The organism is Dyella mobilis, from assembly GCF_016904945.1.
In the GTDB taxonomy this organism is placed as follows: domain Bacteria; phylum Pseudomonadota; class Gammaproteobacteria; order Xanthomonadales; family Rhodanobacteraceae; genus Dyella_B; species Dyella_B mobilis.
On record NZ_JADIKF010000038.1, the window covers coordinates 507,308 to 524,511 of the forward strand.

The window sequence follows — 17,204 nt, forward strand, 5'->3', positions numbered from 1 at the left end:
CGGATGTTTCCTTCAGGTGAATGCCGCGTGGCAAAACCGATTCAGGATGATGCCGCAGCCTGCTTGCCCAAGCGGCGCAGGCGGCGTCGCTCCGCCCGCTTGGCCTTGCGTTCGCGCCGGTCGTGTTGCCACAGGTAGATGGCCGGCGTGCTGAGCAAAGTCAGCAACTGCGATACCAGCAGGCCGCCCAGAATGGAGATGCCAAGCGGCTGGCGCATTTCCGAACCGATGCCGAAGCCGACCGCCAGCGGCAACGCAGCGCCCATCGCCACCAGCGTGGTCATGGTGATGGGGCGGAAGCGCACCAGCGCCGCCTCCAGAATCGCCTCCGGCGGCGAGAGGCCGTGTTCGCGTTCGGCGACCAGGGCGAAGTCCACCATCAGGATCGCGTTCTTCTTCACGATGCCGATCAGCATAAGCACCGAGATAACCGACATGATAGTCATCTGCGTGTGCGTTACTAACATGGCAAGGAACGCACCCATGCCGGCGGCAGGCAGCGTGGAAAGAATCGTCAGCGGATGAATGAAGCTCTCGTACAGGATGCCGAGCACGATGTACATCACCAGGATCACGGCAATCAGCAGGAAGATCGAGTTGGTGGCCGCTTCGGCAAGTTTCTGGTTATCACCGGTGAACTGCTGCGAGATGCCGGGTGGAATGTGCGCGTTGAGCATGGCCACACTGATGAGCTGCAAGGCGTCGCTCTGCGTCACGTCCTTTTCCAGGTTGTAGTTGATCGACGCCGCCTCGAGCTGCTTGTAGTGCTGCACTTCCATCGGTGCGATATACGGCTTGATGTGCGCGAACGCCGATAGCGGCACCATCTGGTTCTGGTTGTTGCGCACGTAGAGGTTCAACAGCGTATCCGGCCGCAGCGAGTTGGCATTGTCGGCCACCAGGATCACCTGGTACTGGTTGATGTCCGAGTAAATGGTGGAGACCGGTGTCTGGCCGAATGCGTCGAACAGCACCTGGTCGACCTGCCCCATGGTCACCTGCAGGCGCGCCGCGGCATTGCGATCCACCTCGATCATCTGTTGCTTGCCGATGCTGTCGAAACTGGTCGTAACGTCGCGGAACTGCTTCATCTTGCGCAGTTGCTGCGCCAGCGCCAGCGTGGGGCCCTGCAGCGGGTCGCCATTGTTGCTGGTGAGGTTGAACGAGTATTGTCCCTTCGCACCGCCGAATGACGGACCGTTGTTGCCGAACAGTTGCAGGCCGGTGACGGAAACCTGCACATCGGTCAGCTTCTTGAACTGGTCGCTGAGGCGGTTCGCCACCGTATCGGTCGAATCGCGGCGATCGTTGGGTCCGCTGCCCAAGGGCTTCAGATCGATAAAGAACGACGACTGGTTGCCTACCGAACCGTTGCCGCCGTTGCCGCCCAGGAAGCTGGCCACATCCAGTACCGCCGGATCGGCCAGGATGGCGGTGTAGACAGCCTGGGTGCGCTTGGCCAGCAATTCGGGCGAGACGTTGGCGTCGGCCACCAGGAAAGCCTGCGCGATGCCCGAATCGCTCTTGGGCATGAAGCCGCCGCCCGCGGTCTTGACGACCGCAAAGGCCAATACGCCAGTCAACACCAGCAGGATCGGCGGCTGCCAGCGCATGATGCGTCGATGGCGCATGGCCCAGTGCAGGCTGCGCTCGTAGACCGCAAGCATCCAGCGGTCCAGGCGCTCGGCCAACTGCTCGAACCGGCTAGGCACGTGTTCGCCCGGCCGCTCTTGCTTGAGATAGCGGCCGCACAGCGCCGGCGTGAGCGTCAGCGACACCACCGCCGAAATGATGATGGTGGAAATCAGCGTGACGGAGAATTCACGCATCACCGTCACCAGCCCGTTGTTGCCGAACAACATCGGCGCGAATACGGCGATCAGCGACAAGGTGATCGAGATCACCGTAAAGCCGATCTCGCGCACGCCGATCAGTGCGGCCTCCAGTGGTTCGGTACCCCGCTCCATGTGGCGAAAAATGTTTTCGATCACCACGATGGCGTCATCGACCACGAAGCCGATGCACAACACCAGTGCGATCAGCGACAGCATGTTGAGCGTGAAGCCGCAGGCGAACATCACCACGCACGCGCCGGCCAGCGACAGGGGCACGCTGACCATGGCAATGAAAGTAGGCCGTGCGCGGCGCAGGAACACCAGCATCACGATCGCCACCATCACGATGCTGAGCAGCAGCGCGATTTCCACTTCGTGCAGGGCCGAGGTGGTGGAGGGCGTAAGGTCGAAAATCGGCGTGATCTGTACATCGGCAGGAAGCAGCGCCTTCAGCCGCGGGATGGAGCTCTTGATGCTCTTCACCACCTGCACGGAGTTGGCTTCGGGTCGCTTGGCAATATTCAGCATCACCGCGCGCTGGTTGTTGAACCAGGCTGCCTGATACGCATCCTGCTGCCCGTTTTCCACCTTGGCGACATCCGAGAGATAGACCGGCACGCCCTTTTTGTTTGCAATCACCAGCGAGCGGAAATCGCTGGCGGTCTGCAAGGCATCGTTGGCGGTGACGGTCATCTGGCTTACGCCGTCGGACAGCAGGCCCTGCGGCGAGGTGACATTGGCGGCGCGCAAGGTGTTCGCCACGTCATTGGAGGTCAGCCCCTTGGCGGTCAAGGCGGCGGTGTTCAGCGATACGCGCACGGCGTGCGGCGCACCGCCCTGCACCTGCACCTGTGCGACACCGTCGATTTGCGACACCACCGGCTTGATGAACGTGTCGGCCAGGTCGTAAAGCTTGTCCGGCGACATGCTGGTGGAGGTCACCTCAAGCAGTAGGACGGGAATTTGCGATGTATTGAACTTGTAATATTGCGGTGGCGAAGAAGCCATTTGCTGCGGCAGCTGCGGCAGGGAGGCGTTGATGGCGGCCTGCACGTCGCGGGCGGCCCGGTCGACGTTGGTGCCGCTGTCGAACATGATCTGGATCTGGGTGGCGCCGTCGTCGCTTTGCGAGTCGATTTCCTGGACACCCGGAATGCGGCCCAGTTGGCGCTCCAGCGGCGCCGTGACGGTCGAGGCCATGGTCTGCGCACTGGCACCCGGCATCGACGCCGCCACCATCACGCCGGGAAACTCCAGCGACGGAAAGGCCGCCAATCCAATCAGGATGTAGGCGCAAATGCCGGCGATCACCACGCCAATGGCGAGCAGCGAGGTACCCGCGGGACGGCGGATGATCGGCGCAAAGATATTCATGCCGGTGCCCCTGCGCCGTTGTCAGTTCGGCGTAGGCCAGGCACGGGCAGCAGTCGCGAGAAATCGTGAGTAGGTTCCATAACCACTTCATACCCTCCATAGGCGCCGCGTAAATGTGCCTGAAGTCCGGCCCTGCCGGAAGGCACGGGACCGGATATGGTCCGCGGCTTGGCGATTTAGTTCCGTTGCGGAACCCAATCACCTGGGAATCGTGGCGTGGATGCGGCCTTCACCCGCTCCCTGCTAGGGCCTGTTAGCACTATTTTCGTAGCCCGCGTTGTCGTTGAGTGGACGTCAGGTGGTAGTGCGTGGCACTGACTTGGCTGGCTGCCAAGCCGGTGCCGCGCGCTGCCGCATGGCGGCCACTCAACGGCAACCCTACGGGCCGGGTCTGTTTGCCCGCCATCCTGCGTCATCGCTCGGTTGTGTACGGACGTACACTCCCTCACTCTTCCTTGATTGGCGCGCAAACAGCTCCCGGCGCGAGCCACGAAAATAGTGCTAACAGGCCCTAGGGAGCGAGTGAACGGGCAGGCGCTCAAGGCGCCGGAAGATCAATGAATGGACGGGCTGTAACGCAACGTCAGGTACCAGGTGCGGCCCAGCTGGTTGAAGTAGTACGTCGTTTCGTAGTTGTGATCGAACACGTTCGCCAGCTTGGCTTCCACCTGCCAGCTCGGCGCGAAGGTGTAGCTGGCGCGCAAGTCGGTGGTGGCGTAGCCGCCCATGCGATAGGTGTTGGCAGCATCGTCATAGCGCTTGCCGGAGGCGAAGAAAGTGGCGCCGACGTTGAATTTGCCGAAGCTGCGATCGACGTCCACGCGCGCGGTCTGCTTGGGTCGGCGCGGCAGCAGGTTGCCGTTGTCCGGGCCGCCATCGTCGTCCTTCGGTTGCATCAGTGTCAGGTAGCTCTGCACGCGCCAGTCGTCGAGGTTGAAGCCGAACTGGCCTTCGATGCCGCGGATCTGTGCGCGGCCCAGGTTGAACGGAACGTAGTTTTGTTCGGCATCGAGCACGATCAGGTCGTTGATGCGCGTCTGGTAGACGTTGACGCCCCAGTTCCAGTTGCTGAGCTGTTGGTTCAGGCCGATTTCCGCGCTGCGCGAGGTTTCCGGTTTCAGGTCCGGGTTGGCGGTAGGCACGCCGCCGAAAGCCGGGAAATACAGGTCATCGAAGGTCGGTGCATGGAACGCGGTGCCATAGCTGGCCGACAGCACCAGGCCTTGATCGAAGTGATACCCCCACGCCACGGCACCGGTGTTGTGGTTGCCGAACTGATCGTTGTGGTCGTGGCGCGCGGAAACCTGGACTTCGTTCTGGCCAAACGTGCCCTGGTACTGCGCAAACGTGCCGGTGTCGCCGCGCGTGGTCTCCTGGAAGGCGGTATCGCTGTAGATGTGTTCCTGCTGGTAATCCACGCCCACCGACAGCAACTGGTTGCTGGTCAGGGTGATGTCGTTTTGCCAGGAGGCCTGATTGCGGCGCGAATTGAAATAGCCCGTCGCCATGCGCGGGTAATACTGGCCGAAATAGGTGCCTTCGTAATACGTGTTGTCGTAATCGCGACTCTGACCGGCATTCAGCGTGACCTTCCAGATCTCCAGCGGGCTGAAACTCAGCCGCGCACCCGCGACATATTGCTCTTCGAGCGCGTCGTTGCCGACGTAAGGGCTGCCGGCGTATTCCGCGTCGCTCTTGCTGCGCATCCAGTCGAAGGCCAGTTCCGTGCCGTTATCCCAGCGATAGCCGAAATTGGCGAAGCCGTTCCAGTTGCGATACGCGTCGTTGCGGGGATCGTCCACGAAACAGGCCACGCCGGCTTCGGCCGCACCCATACGGCAGTTGGGAATGCCGCCGGTGTATTCGCCGCCGAGGCTGGCGTTGTACCAGAGATGCGAATCGCCGCCGGACACGCCGGCCTGGCCGTTGACATAGCCGTGGCTGCCGCCGGTGACCTGCGCCGAAGGCGTGATGCCGCCATTCGATTGGCCGTGGCGGGTAAAGATCTGGATCACGCCGCCAATCGCATCCGAGCCATACAGGCTGGCGCGCGGGCCGCGCACGATTTCAATGCGATCGATGGCATCGACCGGGATTTGTTCCAGCGCCGTCAAACCCAGACTGACCGAGCCAATGCGCACGCCGTCGATCATCACCAGCACGTGGTTGGGATTGGTACCGCGCACATACAGCGACGTTGCCGAACCGAGTCCGCCCGTGGTGGCGACCGAAATGCCGGGCAAGCCGTTGAACAGATCGGTCAGCGTGGCCGGCTGCAGGCGGTCGATGTCTTCGCGCGTGATCACGGTAACCGAAGCAAGCGCCTGGTTTTCGGTGATGGCCGTACGCGTCGCCGTGACGATCACCGTTTGCAGCGTGTTGTTCTGATCGGTGACCGTCTGGGCGTGGCCGGTTTGGACGGCCAATCCGAGGCTGAGCAATGCGGCTGCCAGGGCAGTTTTCTTCAACGACATAATGATTCCCCTGCCGAGCGTCCCCGCGCGGCGTGAATAAAAAAGCCGGCGAACCAGCGGTGCGGGGGACGGAATGGCGGGCGGGCGAAAGCAGCCGGAGCACGCGATCCGAGCCCCGCCCACCGCGAGTCGCCAGAACCATCGAATCGGGCCGGTCTCCGGACTCGCGAGTGGCTGCTTTTGTGCATGCCGTCGAACGATGCCTTCCCATGCAGAGCACAGTGGCGTGTGATCGTTCGTGAAACGCTCGCTTACCGTTGCGGGGGCAGCGCCGGCCTTGCTGTCGATACAGCGCACCGGCTTCCCGTTTCATCCCCTCAGCTAGGCCAGGGGACACCCGAAACAAACGCGATCTTAACTAGTTGCAGTCAGCGCGCGCAAATGGCGCGTCGCCGGGTGGCGCCCGTTGCACCTGTTTCGCAAGCTTTGCGGTCAGTCCGAATTACCTTCGCGGAAGGCTTGTGCACCATTGGGACATTTCAGCAACGGAATGAGACGGAACTATGTCGCCCCACGAATGGAAGGCGTGTTGTGGCTTGGCAGCGGTGGCGCTTTTTGCCTTCAGCGTGGTGCTGGCCAAAGAAGTCGCACCACCCGAAAAGGCGGCGATATCCGAAGTTCTGCTGCAAACCACCCGGGCCTGGGATGGCGATCGGTACAAACCCTACCCGGCCGGGCAGCCGCAGATATCTGTGTTGCGCATCTACATACCGCCGCATACCTCGCTTCCCTGGCACAGCCATCCCGTGATCAATGCCGCTTATGTGCTTACTGGCGAACTCACCGTGGAAAAGAAAAGCGATGGCAAGAAGCTTCACTTGAAGACGGGCGATGTGTTGCCGGAGACGGTCAATCAGTCGCACCTGGGCTACACCGAAGATCAATCGGCGCTACTGCTGGTGTTCTATGCAGGGGTGGAAGGAACGCCGATCACCGTCGTGGAGCGATGAGCCTGGCCGCGAAAAGCACTTCCGTGTGCCTTTGCTGTCGCTAGGCCGTCGCGTCGGCCATGGAACGTGGGGCATTTCGAGGCGTGATGGATGCATGGCCAGAGGCCGCTTCCATCTTGGATCTGATACGTGACCGGAAGCGCGCCACCACGATGGCATCGTCGATAAAGGCAAACACGAAGAAGCCAAGCATCGTTCCCACGATCAGTGCGGAGTAGTCCATCCGATAGAACGGGGTAAGCAGGCTGAACCACAGAAAGATATTCGGCAGCGATTGCATCAGGTGCAAATCGCTGGCGATGGACGAGGCTATGCGGTTATGGCTGAATCGCGCGTGGATTTGCACATACAGCATGCTGCCGAACCGCACGAACATCAGCACGGCCAGCGGACTCAGAAGATAGACATAAGCATGCCATTCCTCCAGCCACAGATCGGTGATCAGAGTGGGGCTGGATGTATTGGCAACCGCCAGGAACGCCAAGGGAATCGTTGCCGCCGAGCCAATCCAGCCCCAGTTCGTGCTGATGCTGCCAGCCCGGATCGGCTGGGAGCGACGCCAGCTCTGCGCCAGCAGGATGGGAGCGGCCATGGCCACCAGCAAGACGATCGCAAAGCGCTGCAAGCCGTGGATATCCGTCGTCATCCATGGATCGAACCATGCCACGGCGATTAGCGCGAACGGAGAAAGGATCGAAAGCCACAAGGTGTTGCGCGCGGCAAAGAAATAATCGCCGCCGCGAGAGAGCGAGAAAGTGGGAACAGAAAAAGCCGGTGGCATCAACAGCAACAGGCCGACCAGATGCACCCACGACTTGTTGAAATAGAACATCAGCAAGCCGCAAACCAGCAGCCGCAGTGCGATCAATACAACGAGGCTGACCGTGTGCGAGCCCTTGCGAGGATCGAGCACACCGGTCTCGATGCGCAGCGCCAGGAAGAAAGCATTGACGGCCAGCAGCGCCAGAATGCCAGCATCGACCCACGCTCCAGGCAACGCCGCGCCAGACAGCGCCATGACCAGGCCCGCCAGCGCCGCGCCGAGCGTCCACAGCGGCAGGTGGATTTCCACGTGTTCGGCCACGTGGTTGAGCACGGACGAGCTGCTTGCCGTCAGCGCGGTGAGGTCATTCCAGGACAGCGGATGGGAATTGGGTAGCTTGAAATCGATATATTCCGATGGCGTGCGTCCGGAAGCGATTAGCGCGAACATCTCCACGATGTATTTGTGGGCGACCACCAGCACGTGCTTGCCGGCTTGCTCAAGTGGTGCGAGCACTTGCTCGTGATACGCCTTGCAGCGCTCATACATGTCCATCCAGCTCTCGCCGGAGGGAGGCTGGCCGTCCTTGCTGTGAATGAAGTGATCGAAGCGTTCGTAGCCGAGAGCCTTCTTCAGCAGTGTCTTGTTTTCGCCTGCAAATACCCCGAAGTCGCGTTCAATCAGCGCGTCGCTGAAGACGATTTTTGCGCGCGGTGCAAGATCGTCGCCAAGAATGGTGCGCGCAGTTTCTCGTGCGCGTCCGAGTGTCGAGATGTGTACTTCATCGAAGTCCACGTGAAGCTTGCGGATGCGTGCCGCCGCTTCCCGAGCCTGGCGCCGGCCCAGCGCCGTCAGCGGAGAGTCCAGGATCCCTGCAAAGTAGTTCTGCTCATTGGCGAGCGATTCGCCGTGGCGAACAAAATAAATCGTCATCGTGTTCTTCCTGTTCGATGTTGCGACCAGATTTCCGTGCTGGTCTGGCAGCGATTCGCTGTCGACACGGACATGGTTACAACGATGAACTCACGCAGATCGAAGGCATTGCCTGACAGCGTTTAGGACGATGAAGATGCAAGAAGGAAAGTCATGGGGCGAAGACATCGGTCGCACGATGACGACGAGCCTGGGTCGCGCACTATCGGGAAATCTCGGTTGTGCTTAGTCCGTCTGCAACTCGGCCACGAAATCGTAGATGTCGCCGCGATACCAGGAGGTGGTGAACTCGACCACGCGACCGTCTTCGAGAAAGCCGCGCCGTTCGATGTGCAGGCCGGCACTGCCGGCGGTGACGTGCAGCAAGCGGGCCTGCCGCGCACCCAGCAATACGGCGCGCAGACGCTGCAAGGCGCGGATCGGGCGGCAATCGTATTTTTCCAGCGCCTCGTACAGCGAATCGTGCACTTCGTGCGGGTCGGGCAGGATGCTGGCGGGCACCACCGTGCGCTCGATCGCCAACGGCTCGTCTTCGGCGTAGCGCACGCGGTGCAGGCGCACCACCAGCACGCCGGGCGACAGGTTCAGCGCCATGGATTCTTCCGGCGTCACTTCGCCCACGCTGCGCTCGAAGAACTCCGAACGCGGATGCAGGCCGCGCGCGCGCAGGTCTTCGGTGAAGCTGGTCAGCCGCGACATCGGCTTGACGATGCGCTCGGCCACGAATGTGCCGGCGCCGTGGCGCTGCGTCAGCAGGCCTTCCTCAACCAAACCTGAAATGGCCTTGCGCACCGTCACGCGGGACAAACCCAAGGCCTGCGATAAATCACGTTCGCTGGGCAAGGTTTGGCCCGGTTCGATGTCCCGGTGCTGGATCACGTTACGGATCGCCCGGCGCAGCCGCAGGTAAGCCAGCGGCTGGTGGGTGCTGGTATCGCGGCTGAGGCGCCGGTATTCGTCGGCCAAGGCATTCTGCATAGCCGCACAATACCAATGAGGAACCACTGGGACAACTGGGTCACCCCCGCAGGGCCCCGTCGGCTTAGGAAAAATTTGCATACGATTGCAATGCACAAAACACTGGTATTGCCTGGTATGTCATTGGTACGATCAAAGCTCCCCGGCGGCCGCACGCCCGTGGCTGCCAGCATTCTCTAGAGGTGAGTTGTGACTGCACCTGCTCAACCGGTCGATCTGTTCGATCTGGTGATTTTCGGCGGCACCGGCGACCTGGCCGTGCGCAAATTGCTCCCTGCCTTGTTCCACCGCTTCGTTGACGGCCAGATCCAGGACGGCAGCCGCATCGTCGGCGTGGCCCGCGAAGCCCTCGACGACGACGGCTACCGCCAGCAGGTGCGCGCGACGCTTAACGGTGCGGCGCAATCGAAGCCGGACAAGCTGGACGCCTTCCTCAAGATGGTGCACTACCGGCCGCTGGACGCGCGCAAGGACGAGGGCTGGGACGATTTCGCCAAGCTGATGGGCGAATGCCCCAGCCACGTGCGGGTGTTCTACCTCTCCACCTCGCCGGACCTGTTTGTCGACATCTGCCAGCGCCTGGGCCATTACGGCCTCAACAAGGGCGAGTCGCGCGTGGTGCTGGAAAAGCCGATCGGCCACGACCTGGCCAGCGCCAACCGCATCAATGACGACGTCGGTGCGGTGTTCGCCGAATCGCAGACCTACCGTATCGATCATTACCTCGGCAAGGAAACGGTGCAGAACCTGCTGGCGCTGCGCTTCGGCAATGCCTTGTTCGAACCGCTGTGGAACGCCGGCCACATCGACCACGTGCAGATCACCGTGGCCGAAACGCTGGGCGTGGGCCGCCGCGGCCCTTATTACGACCACGCCGGCGCGTTGCGCGACATGGTGCAGAACCACATGCTGCAGCTGTTGTGCATGGTGGCGATGGAGCCGCCCGCTTCGCTTTCGCCCGACGCGGTGCGCGATGAGAAGCTCAAAGTGCTGCACGCGCTCAAGCCGATCGACGAGGGCAACGCGGCCCAGCTCACCGTGCGCGGCCAGTACCGCGCGGGCGCGGCCGAAGGCCAGAGCGTGCCGGGCTACATCGAAGACCTGAATGCGGACAGCAAGTCCAAGGTCGAGAAATCCAACACCGAAACCTTCGTCGCGCTCAAGGCCGAGATCGGCAACTGGCGCTGGGCCGGCGTGCCGTTCTACCTGCGCACCGGCAAGCGGCTGGCCGAGCGCGTGTCGGAAATTGTGGTGGCGTTCAAGCCCGTGCCGCATTCGATCTTCACCGCTTCCGCCGGCCCGCTGGCGCAGAACCGCCTGGTGCTGCGCCTGCAGCCGGATGAGGGCGTCAAGCTGTGGCTCACCATCAAGCATCCCGGCCCAGGCGGTTTGCGCCTGCGTCACGTGCCGCTGGACATGAGCTTTGTCGAAGCGTTCGGCGTGCAGCAGCCCGATGCCTACGAGCGCCTGTTGCTGGACGTGGTGCGCGGCAATCCCACCTTGTTCATGCGCCGCGACGAAGTCGAGGCGGCATGGCGCTGGGCCGATCCCATCCTGGCGGCCTGGGCGGCCAGCGGCGAAGCGCCGCGTCCGTACACCTCCGGTACCTGGGGGCCGAGTGCCGCGGTGGCCTTGATCGAGCGCGACGGACGCACCTGGGACGAGGATTACGAATAGTGTCCGACGAGCAAAAATTTCGCGCCTTCGAAGACGGGCAGGGCCTCGCTACCGCCTTGTCCGCCAGCATCGCAGGCCAGTTGCGTGCCGCGATCGAAGCGCGCGGCGAAGCGCTGATCGCGGTCTCTGGCGGCAGCACGCCCAAGCGCCTGTTCGAAGCGCTTGCCAACGAAATCCTGGATTGGTCGCGCGTTACCGTCACTCTGGTCGACGAGCGCTGGGTGCCCGACAGCGACGAGCGTTCCAACGCGCGCATGGTGGAAGCCTCGTTGCTGCAGCACAAAGCGGCCGATGCCCAGTTCGTGCCCTTGTATGTGGAAGCGGCGACCCCGGAGGCCGGTATCGCCGAGGTGCGCACGCACGTGGGCGCACTCAAGCTGCCGTTCGACGTGGTGGTGCTGGGCATGGGGCCGGATGGCCACACGGCATCGTTCTTCCCTGGCGGTGATCGCCTGGACGAAGCGCTCGACGTGTCCAACACCGCTGTGGTGCTGCCGATGCGTGCGCAGGGCGCGGGCGAGCCACGCATCACCTTTACGCTGCGCGAACTGTTGCAGGCCAAGGCGCTGTATCTGCACATCCAGGGCGATGACAAGCGCATCGTGCTGGATGAGGCGGAGCAGCCGGGCAGCAAGTTGCCCATCGCCAGTGTGCTGCGCGCGGGCCGGCCGCTGGATATCTATTGGTGCCCGTGATGCGGCTGCCGCGTTCCGGACTTGCTGCAGAAGGGGCTGTCATTCCCGCACGTGCGGGAATGACGGCCACACCATCCAAGCACTGTATGCGTCAACGCCGGGTTCGCCTGGCTGGAGTTTGAAATGAGTTTGCATCCCGTCGTTGCCGAAGTTACCGAACGCCTGCGCGAACGCAGCCGCGATACGCGCGCCGCCTACCTGGACCACATCAATGGCGCCGCCATCGAAGGCACGCACCGCGCGCGCCTTTCCTGCGGCAATCTCGCGCATGGCTTTGCCGCCTGCGGCGCGCAGGACAAAGCGGCTTTGCGCGAAGGACACGTGCCGAATATCGGCATAGTCACTGCGTACAACGACATGCTGTCGGCGCATCAACCGTACGAGCGCTACCCGGCCTACATCCGCGAAGTGGCGCGCGAGTCGGGCTTTACCGCACAGGTGGCCGGCGGCGTGCCGGCGATGTGCGATGGCGTCACCCAAGGCCGTGCCGGCATGGAGTTGTCGCTGTTCTCGCGCGACCTGATCGCCATGGCCACGGCAGTGGCGCTGTCGCACGACATGTTCGACGGCGCCTTGTACCTGGGCATCTGCGACAAGATCGTGCCGGGCTTGCTGATCGGCGCCTTGAGTTTCGGCCATCTGCCGGCAGTGTTCGTGCCCAGCGGTCCGATGCCCAGCGGCATCACCAACGAACAGAAATCCAAAGTGCGCCAGGCGTTTGCCGAAGGCAAGGCCGGACGCGCGGAATTGCTGGAAGCAGAAGCCGCGGCCTATCACGCCCCCGGCACCTGCACCTTCTACGGCACAGCCAACTCCAATCAGATGCTGATGGAGATCATGGGCCTGCATCTGCCGGGCGCAAGCTTCGTTGCGCCGGATACGCCGCTGCGCGATGCGCTTACCGCCGAAGCCGTGCGCCGCTGCGCCGCGCTAGGCAAGCACGGGGAAAACTTGCCGATCGGTCACATCATCGACGAGCGCGCCATCATCAACGGCGTGATCGGCCTGCATGCTACCGGCGGTTCCACCAATCATCTGCTGCATCTGGTGGCGATGGCGCAGGCAGCCGGCATCGCCCTGCGCTGGGAAGATTTCGACGCACTGTCCTCCGTCATACCCCTGCTGGCGCGCGTCTATCCCAACGGCTATGCCGACGTGAACCAATTCCACGATGCCGGCGGCATGAGCTTCCTGATCGACCAACTGCTCAGCGCCGGCCTGCTGCACGGCGACGCCCGCGCCATTACCGGCGGCACCATGGCCGATTACAACCAGGTGCCGTCGCTGAATGAGGCCGGCGAGCTGGTCTGGACGCCGGTGCTCAAGCAGAGCGGCAACCGCGGCGTATTGCGCGGCGCGGACGAACCGTTCCGTCCCGACGGCGGCTTGCGCATGCTGCACGGCAATGTCGGCCGCGCGGTGATCAAAGTCTCGTCCGTGCCCGACGATCGCTTGGTGATCGAAGCACCGGCCGTGGTATTCCACGACCAGGACGACATCAAGCGCGCCTTCGACCGCGGCGAACTCAATCGCGATTTCATTGCTGTGGTGCGTTTCCAGGGTCCACGCGCGATCGGCATGCCCGAATTGCACAAGCTGACGCCGACCTTGTCGGTGCTGCAGGATCGCGGCCATCGCATCGCCCTGGTCACGGATGGGCGCATGTCCGGCGCCAGCGGTCGCGTGCCGGCGGCGATCCACGTCACACCGGAAGCGGACGATGGCGGCCCGATCGCCAAGATCCGCGACGGCGACATCATCCGCGTCGATGCCGTCCACGGCCAGCTGGAAGTGATGGTCGACGCGGCGGAGTTCGCCGACCGCACGCCGGCCATCGAAGACCTTTCGCGGCATCAGCGCGGCATGGGGCGCGAATTGTTCGGCATGTTCCGCCGCAACGCGACGGCCGCCGATCTCGGCGCCGGCGTGCTTTGAACCTCATCTCCACGAGTCGCAACATTCAGGCTACGCCATGAACATCGAAACAAAGCAGCAGCACGTCGAAGCCACCATGCGTCTGGCGCCGGTCATCCCGGTGGTGATCATCGATGACGCCCGCCACGCCGTGCCGATGGCGCGCGCGCTGGTGGCCGGCGGCATTCCCGCGATCGAAGTCACGCTGCGCACGCCTGCGGCACTGGACGCCATTCGCGCCATCGCTGCCGAAGTGGAAGGCGCCGTGGTCGGCGTGGGAACCGTCCTCACGGCCAAGGATCTGCACGCCGCCGAGCAGGCCGGTGCGCGCTTCGCCGTATCGCCGGGCGTATCGCCTAACCTGCTCGCCGCCGCCGACAACAGCGCGTTGCCGCTGCTGCCCGGCGTCGCGACGGCCAGCGAAGCGATGAACATGCTCGAGCGCGGCTATCGCCATCTCAAGTTTTTCCCGGCGGTTCCCGCTGGCGGCACGAAATTGCTCGGCGCCTGGGCCAGCCCGCTGCCGCAGATCCGCTTCTGTCCCACCGGCGGTATCTCCGTGGCAACGGCCAAGGATTTCCTCGGCCTTCCCAACGTGCTTTGCGTGGGCGGCTCCTGGCTCACCCCGGGCGACAAGTTGAAGGCCGGCGACTGGGCGGGCATCGAGCAATTGGCGCGCGAGGCCGCAGCTCTGCGCGGCTGAAGAACACAAGATGCCGCACCTGCACGCGCAGGTGGCGGCACAGTGACTTCTGGCGTATGAAACGTGGCGCGTTTGATGCTTAAGCTGGGAATTCCGGTGTGCGCACCGCCACCGCCCGGCCCAAGGATCTCCCATGCGCAAGCTTCCGCTCGTCGTCGCCCTCGCCGCGCTCCTACTCGGCACTGCCAGCGCGGCTGACAAGAAGGACAAGACGCCGGAAGAAACGAAGCCCGATGCTGCCCTGGTGCATCCGCAGGCCTCGGCCAGCGAAGGTTCGGTGTCGGTCGAGGGCAGGCGCATTGCCTACAAGGCGGTGGCCGGCACCATCGTGCTGCACGGCAAGAACGAAAAGGAAAACGAACCTACCGTCAGCATGTTCTACGTCGCCTATTTCAAGAAAGGCGACGATGCGGCCAAGCGCCCGATCACCTTCGTCTACAACGGCGGCCCCGGTTCGGCCACCGTGTGGTTGCACGTGGGCGCATTCGGTCCGCGCCGCGTGCTCACCAAGGACGACAGCCACACGCCGGCCGCGCCGTACCAACTGGTCAATAACGACTACAGCCTGCTGGATGCTTCCGACCTGGTCTTCATCGATGCGCCCGGCGCGGGCTTCAGCCGGCTGATCGCCAACGATCCGGATGCGTCCAAGCGCGGCGACCAGATGAAGGAGCGCCGCAAGGACATCTACAGCGTCGACGGCGACGGCCATGCCTTCGCGCAATTCATAACGCAGTTCCTGTCGCGCTACGGCCGCTGGAATTCGCCGAAATACCTGTTCGGCGAAAGCTACGGCACCACCCGTTCGGCGGTGGTGGCGAACGACCTGGAAAACGAAGATAGCGTGGATCTCAATGGCGTGATCCTGCTGTCGCAAATCCTCAATTTCGACACCAGCATCGATGGCCCCGAGCAGAATCCCGGCGTCGACCTGCCCTACGAGCTGGCCTTGCCGACCTTTGCCGCCACGGCTTACTACCACCACAAATTGCCGCAGCAACCGGCAGCGCTGGAACCCTTCCTGGCAGAAGTGGAGCAGTTTGCACTCGGCGATTACGCGCAGGCCATGATGGCCGGCTCGCGCCTGGACGATGCGCGCAAGCAGGCGATTGCCGAAAAGCTGCATCAATACACCGGTCTGCCGGTGGCCTATCTGTTGAAGGCCGACCTGCGCGTCAGCGGCGGCATGTTCGAGCACGAGCTGCTGGGTGACAGCGACGACACCACCGGCCGCCTGGACAGCCGCTTCTCCGGTCCCTCGCTCGATCCCCTGAGCAAGGAATCGCAGTACGACCCGCAATCCTCGGCCATCAGTTCGGCCTACATTGCCGCCTTCAACGACTATGTGCGCAAGGACCTGAAATACGGCCAGGACCAGACCTATCGCGAATTCGCCAGCGACATGACCGACTGGGGCTTCAAGCACAACGGTCACGACGGCTCCCTCAATGTGATGCCCGACCTGGCGATGGCGATGAAGACCAACCCGAACTTGAAGATCCTGCTCAACGGCGGCTACTACGACCTTGCAACCCCCTTCTTCGCCGCCGACTACGAAGCCCATCATTTGCCGGTGCCGTCCGCACTGATGAACAACATCAGCTACGCGTGGTATCCGTCGGGCCACATGGTCTACGCCAACGAGCCGTCGCTGAAGCAGCTGCACGACAACGTGGCGCGCTTCATCGAGCAGACCGACAACCTGAAGCATTGAAGCGGCGGCGACGGGCCGGGTGGGGTAAGCTCACCACCCCTGCCCTGCCCGTTTCATGCTCATGCGCACTCTGATCGATCGCTACATCGACGCCTACAACCGTATGGACGTCGACGCCATGCTGGCGAATGTCCATCGCGAAGTGATCTTCGAGAACTACACGGCCGGCAATCTGAGTGTGAGCATCATCGGCATCGATCAGCTGCGCCTGCTGGCCGAGCGTTCGCGCGGCCTGTTTTCAGGGCGGCGCCAGACCATTACCGGTTACGCCGAAACCGATGGCACGGCGCACGTGCAGATTTTCTTCGAAGGCACGTTTGCCATCGACCTGCCCAATGGCGTGCGTGCTGGGCAACGCATCGCCATGCCGGGGCGCAGCGAATTCCGCGAACGCGACGGCTTGCTGATCTATATCGCCGACCACAGCGACTGAGCGGGCAGTGATCCGATGCGGTCATTCGCGGGGCGCGGCGGGTGACGATTTCTCGTCCGCCACCTTGTCGAGAATCGAAGCCACGATGCGCTGACTGCGAAAGCTGGACGCAATGCGCCAGAGCGTGAAGAACAGCAGCCCAAAGAACGCCATCCCCAGGGCAACGATGTCCTGCCGCAACAATCCGTAGCTGCCAAAAGCCAGGATCGGAACCAGCCATGCCGAATAGAAGCCCCATCGGTAGATCGGTTTGTCGAGCCTGGTGAAATAGGCGATGTAGCGCTTCTCGTCCGGTGTGAAGTTTATCGACACCTGTCCAGCTCCTTTGGTGTCTTCAAATGTCACCGGACATTCGATGGATCGAAATGCGGATTTTCGATCATGCCGAAACGGTTGCCGAAAGGATCGAGCACCGCGGCGACCTTGATGCCGCCGCCCACCTCGGTAACCGGTTCAAGCTGCCCGGCGCCAAGTTCGAGCAAGCGCGCAAAGGCCGTCGCGATGTTTGCCACGCCCCATAGCGGCTGGGGACCCGCGATGCCGGGTTGGGCATCGGGTATCAGCCCGAGTTCGAATCCGCCGACGTTGAAGCCCACATAGAAAGGCTCGTCGAAATAAGGCTGCTGCTCCAGCACTTGCGCGTACCACTGCTTGGCGGCGGTCAAATCGCCGGCGGGGTAAATCGCGGTACGCAGTCCCAAAATCATGGACATCTTCCCTTCCCTTAGAGATGTTGATGATGCTGAAGTCTAGCGCGTCAG

13 protein-coding genes and 1 riboswitch are annotated in these 17,204 nt (G+C 62.8%); of the genes, 7 read left to right on the top strand and 6 right to left on the bottom strand.

Features of this window, described 5'->3' with window-relative positions; all coding sequences use genetic code 11:
• Positions 1-41 precede the first annotated feature (41 nt).
• Both ISS99_RS09920 and ISS99_RS09925 read right to left on the bottom strand, forming a co-directional pair.
• Positions 42-3,209, bottom strand: a complete 3,168-nt coding sequence (locus ISS99_RS09920) for an efflux RND transporter permease subunit (RefSeq protein WP_204631444.1) — start codon at positions 3,207-3,209, stop codon at positions 42-44.
• Between the two features lie 554 nt (positions 3,210-3,763).
• Positions 3,764-5,683 (bottom strand): TonB-dependent receptor domain-containing protein, encoded by a 1,920-nt coding sequence (locus tag ISS99_RS09925; RefSeq protein WP_204631445.1) that lies wholly within the window; start codon positions 5,681-5,683, stop codon positions 3,764-3,766.
• Positions 5,684-5,815: 132 nt separating this feature from the next.
• A riboswitch (cobalamin riboswitch) is annotated at positions 5,816-6,039 on the bottom strand.
• A 147-nt stretch (positions 6,040-6,186) separates the two neighbouring features.
• Between ISS99_RS09925 and ISS99_RS09930 the strand changes: the two genes are divergently transcribed.
• A complete protein-coding gene (locus tag ISS99_RS09930) occupies positions 6,187-6,633 on the top strand; it encodes a cupin domain-containing protein (protein WP_204631446.1) in 447 nt (148 codons plus the stop codon).
• 40 nt (positions 6,634-6,673) lie between these two features.
• Here the strand turns inward: ISS99_RS09930 and ISS99_RS23255 are convergent, their stop codons facing one another.
• Both ISS99_RS23255 and ISS99_RS09940 read right to left on the bottom strand, forming a co-directional pair.
• The gene (locus tag ISS99_RS23255) at positions 6,674-8,329 is read right to left on the bottom strand and encodes a histidine phosphatase family protein (RefSeq protein WP_239537821.1); all 1,656 of its coding nucleotides are present in this window, start codon (positions 8,327-8,329) and stop codon (positions 6,674-6,676) included.
• A gap of 225 nt (positions 8,330-8,554) precedes the next feature.
• Positions 8,555-9,307: a GntR family transcriptional regulator gene (locus ISS99_RS09940; protein ID WP_204631447.1), complete on the bottom strand. Its 753-nt coding sequence runs from the start codon at positions 9,305-9,307 to the stop codon at positions 8,555-8,557.
• A 189-nt stretch (positions 9,308-9,496) separates the two neighbouring features.
• On the opposite strand from ISS99_RS09940, the gene zwf reads away from it, so the two are divergent.
• The 6 genes from zwf (at position 9,497) to ISS99_RS09970 (ending at position 16,443) form a co-directional block, all read left to right on the top strand.
• Entirely contained in the window at positions 9,497-10,984 is a 1,488-nt protein-coding gene (zwf, locus tag ISS99_RS09945; RefSeq protein WP_204631448.1) for a glucose-6-phosphate dehydrogenase, read from the top strand.
• Positions 10,984-11,679, top strand: coding sequence for a 6-phosphogluconolactonase (gene pgl, locus ISS99_RS09950; protein ID WP_284343758.1), 696 nt, complete (start codon positions 10,984-10,986; stop codon positions 11,677-11,679). The genes zwf and pgl overlap by 1 nt, the downstream gene beginning before the upstream one ends.
• A gap of 123 nt (positions 11,680-11,802) precedes the next feature.
• Positions 11,803-13,614, top strand: coding sequence for a phosphogluconate dehydratase (gene edd / locus ISS99_RS09955; RefSeq protein ID WP_204631449.1), 1,812 nt, complete (start codon positions 11,803-11,805; stop codon positions 13,612-13,614).
• Positions 13,615-13,651: 37 nt separating this feature from the next.
• The gene (gene eda, locus ISS99_RS09960; RefSeq protein WP_204631450.1) at positions 13,652-14,296 is read left to right on the top strand and encodes a bifunctional 4-hydroxy-2-oxoglutarate aldolase/2-dehydro-3-deoxy-phosphogluconate aldolase; all 645 of its coding nucleotides are present in this window, start codon (positions 13,652-13,654) and stop codon (positions 14,294-14,296) included.
• Positions 14,297-14,429: 133 nt separating this feature from the next.
• The gene (locus tag ISS99_RS09965; protein WP_204631451.1) at positions 14,430-16,010 is read left to right on the top strand and encodes a S10 family peptidase; all 1,581 of its coding nucleotides are present in this window, start codon (positions 14,430-14,432) and stop codon (positions 16,008-16,010) included.
• A gap of 61 nt (positions 16,011-16,071) precedes the next feature.
• Positions 16,072-16,443: a nuclear transport factor 2 family protein gene (locus ISS99_RS09970; protein ID WP_204631452.1), complete on the top strand. Its 372-nt coding sequence runs from the start codon at positions 16,072-16,074 to the stop codon at positions 16,441-16,443.
• Positions 16,444-16,464: 21 nt separating this feature from the next.
• Here the strand turns inward: ISS99_RS09970 and ISS99_RS09975 are convergent, their stop codons facing one another.
• Positions 16,465-16,755, bottom strand: coding sequence for a hypothetical protein (locus tag ISS99_RS09975; RefSeq protein ID WP_204631453.1), 291 nt, complete (start codon positions 16,753-16,755; stop codon positions 16,465-16,467).
• Positions 16,756-16,784: 29 nt separating this feature from the next.
• Entirely contained in the window at positions 16,785-17,156 is a 372-nt protein-coding gene (locus tag ISS99_RS09980) for a VOC family protein (RefSeq protein ID WP_204631454.1), read from the bottom strand.
• Between the last annotated feature and the right edge of the window lie 48 nt (positions 17,157-17,204).

Coding starts and splice junctions, on each gene's coding strand:
- ISS99_RS09920 (WP_204631444.1), bottom strand. CDS start 3,209: ATGAATATCTTTGCGCCGATCATCCGCCGTCCCGCGGGTACCTCGCTG.
- ISS99_RS09925 (WP_204631445.1), bottom strand. CDS start 5,683: ATGTCGTTGAAGAAAACTGCCCTGGCAGCCGCATTGCTCAGCCTCGGA.
- ISS99_RS09930 (WP_204631446.1), top strand. CDS start 6,187: ATGTCGCCCCACGAATGGAAGGCGTGTTGTGGCTTGGCAGCGGTGGCG.
- ISS99_RS23255 (WP_239537821.1), bottom strand. CDS start 8,329: ATGACGATTTATTTTGTTCGCCACGGCGAATCGCTCGCCAATGAGCAG.
- ISS99_RS09940 (WP_204631447.1), bottom strand. CDS start 9,307: ATGCAGAATGCCTTGGCCGACGAATACCGGCGCCTCAGCCGCGATACC.
- edd (WP_204631449.1), top strand. CDS start 11,803: ATGAGTTTGCATCCCGTCGTTGCCGAAGTTACCGAACGCCTGCGCGAA.
- eda (WP_204631450.1), top strand. CDS start 13,652: ATGAACATCGAAACAAAGCAGCAGCACGTCGAAGCCACCATGCGTCTG.
- ISS99_RS09965 (WP_204631451.1), top strand. CDS start 14,430: ATGCGCAAGCTTCCGCTCGTCGTCGCCCTCGCCGCGCTCCTACTCGGC.
- ISS99_RS09970 (WP_204631452.1), top strand. CDS start 16,072: ATGCGCACTCTGATCGATCGCTACATCGACGCCTACAACCGTATGGAC.
- ISS99_RS09980 (WP_204631454.1), bottom strand. CDS start 17,156: ATGTCCATGATTTTGGGACTGCGTACCGCGATTTACCCCGCCGGCGAT.